This is a genomic window from Wolbachia endosymbiont of Mansonella perstans (assembly GCF_020278605.1).
Lineage (GTDB): Bacteria > Pseudomonadota > Alphaproteobacteria > Rickettsiales > Anaplasmataceae > Wolbachia.
This window is the reverse complement of record NZ_JACZHU010000122.1, coordinates 1-2,181: the sequence shown is the minus strand read 5'-3', so window position 1 is coordinate 2,181 and position 2,181 is coordinate 1. Positions and strand designations below refer to the sequence as shown.

The following is a 2,181-nucleotide window of genomic DNA, read 5'->3' as shown; positions in this document are numbered from 1 at the left end:
AAGATTTTCTTTAATCGCTGATGTTAAAGGTGTTAAGTTAATTGAGGATTATGCCCATCATCCAAACGAAATACAAGCAACCCTGGCAGCAGCACGCTTGATCACTAAAGGAAAGGTAATAGGAATTGTCGAACCGCTTCGTTTTGCTCGCATTCATAATTTTTTTAATGGGTTCGTACAAGTTTTTACGATGTTTGACTATGTCATCCTTACTCCTGTTCATCCTCCAGAAGATGAGCCTATTTCCGGTTGTGGAATTGATGATATACAGAAAGCTTTAATCAGCAATGGGTTTAGTAACGTAGAGATTATGAATAATGCTTTGCTCATTTCACATTTCATCAATGACTCGACAAATTCAGGTGATGTAGTACTATTTATTGGTGCCGGTAGTAATATAGCTAAGTTAGCAAGAGAAACTGTGGCACTTACGTCAGAAGTAGAGGTTTAACACGATGAAAAGGATAATTAACAATGTATTAGCAAGAGAAATTTTAGATAGCAGAGGTTACCCAACTGTTGAGGTAGAAGTTGAACTCCGTGATGGAGCAACAGGTAGAGCTTCCGTACCTTCTGGAGCTTCAACCGGTAAACTAGAAGCTTTAGAACTGAGGGATCAAGATGAAAAAAGATATTACGGTAAAGGAGTGCTGAAAGCTGTTCAATCTGTGAATGGAGTGATAGCAAATGAAATTGTTGGCATGAATGCAGCAAACCAGGATGTGATTGATAAGGCTTTAATAGAGCTAGATGGAACGCAAAACAAATCAAAACTTGGAGCAAATGCAACTTTAGGGGTGTCCCTTGCCGTTGCAAAAGCAGCAGCAAACAGTTTCAAAATGCCACTATATAAATATTTAGGGGGGGAGCAAGCAAGTGTTATGCCGGTTCCACTCACTAACATAATCAACGGTGGGATACATGCAGACAACAAACTTGATTTTCAAGAATTTATGATCCTTCCTGTTGGAGCTGAAGCTTTCAGTGAAGCAATCAGAATGTCCGCAGAGGTGTTTCATAATTTGCGCAGCATTCTCAAGAAAAGGGGTTACAGCACAAACGTAGGAGATGAAGGTGGTTTTGCACCGAATGTTGAAAGCACCGAAGAGGCTATTAATCTGATAATTCAGGCTATAGAGTCTGCCGGTTATTCAATACAAAATCATTTTGCACTAGGTCTTGATGTGGCTTCATCTACTTTTTATGAAAATAGAATTTACAAATTTGAAAATAGAGAGCTTCCTTCAGAGGAATTAGCTGAACACTATTGCAATCTTGTGGAAAAATATCCCCTAATTTCCATAGAAGATGCAATGAGTGAAGATGACCATGAAGGCTGGAAATTGCTTACCGCAAAACTTGGAAACAAAGTTCAATTGGTCGGGGATGATTTGTTTGTTACAAATTGTGAGCTAATACGTAAAGGAATAGAGAAGAAAATGGCAAATGCTGTACTAATCAAGCCAAATCAAATAGGAACATTAACGGAAACTTTTGCTGCCATTGAAATGGCAAAATCAAATGGATACAAAGCCGTCATTTCTCACAGATCAGGCGAAACAGAAGACACAACGATATCTCATATAGCAGTTGCATCGAATTGTGGACAAATAAAAACTGGCTCGCTATCGCGCTCTGATAGACTTGCAAAATATAACGAGCTAATGAGAATAGAAAGCACACTGGAAGAAAGTGCTAAATACTATCGTGGATTGGCATGGACTTCATAGACGAAGTTAAATTGCATCTAAAAGCTGGCGATGGCGGTGACGGCTGCGTAAGTTTTCGTCGAGAAAAATTCGCCGAATTTGGTGGTCCAAATGGTGGTAATGGAGGAAAAGGTGGGAACATAGTTTTTGTTAGCGATGCAAATCTCAATACTTTGCTTAATTTTCGTTATAGAAGACACATTAAAGCAAACAATGGGAAAAGTGGTGCAAGCAGAGATAGATCTGGCACAGCGGGAAAAAATGTCATACTTAAAGTTCCAGTTGGGACACAAATAATAGGTGAAGAAAGTGAGGAGGTGATAGTAGACCTTGATAAACCTGAGATGGAATTTCAAGTAGTGCAAGGTGGAAAAGGTGGACTTGGAAATTCCAATTTTAAATCTTCTACTAACAGGGCACCAAGACATTTTACCTACGGTCAGTCTGGTGAAGAAAGAAACATAATATTAAA

Annotated in this window: 3 protein-coding genes; all 3 read left to right on the top strand. The window is 38.9% G+C overall.

The features are described 5' to 3' along the window. Positions 1-451: glutamate ligase domain-containing protein (locus tag IHO13_RS05300; RefSeq protein ID WP_304956702.1), on the top strand; the 451-nt coding region annotated here is incomplete at its 5' end. Positions 452-455: 4 nt separating this feature from the next. Continuing rightward, positions 456-1,730, top strand: a complete 1,275-nt coding sequence (gene eno / locus IHO13_RS05295) for a phosphopyruvate hydratase (protein ID WP_225538602.1) — start codon at positions 456-458, stop codon at positions 1,728-1,730. Further along, the coding region (locus IHO13_RS05290; protein ID WP_458695365.1) for an Obg family GTPase at positions 1,718-2,181 on the top strand (464 nt) is incomplete at its 3' end. The genes eno and IHO13_RS05290, both read left to right, overlap by 13 nt.

Bases quoted from the DNA above. Each gene is read 5' to 3' on its own strand.
- eno (WP_225538602.1), top strand. From the start codon at position 456: ATGAAAAGGATAATTAACAATGTATTAGCAAGAGAAATTTTAGATAGC.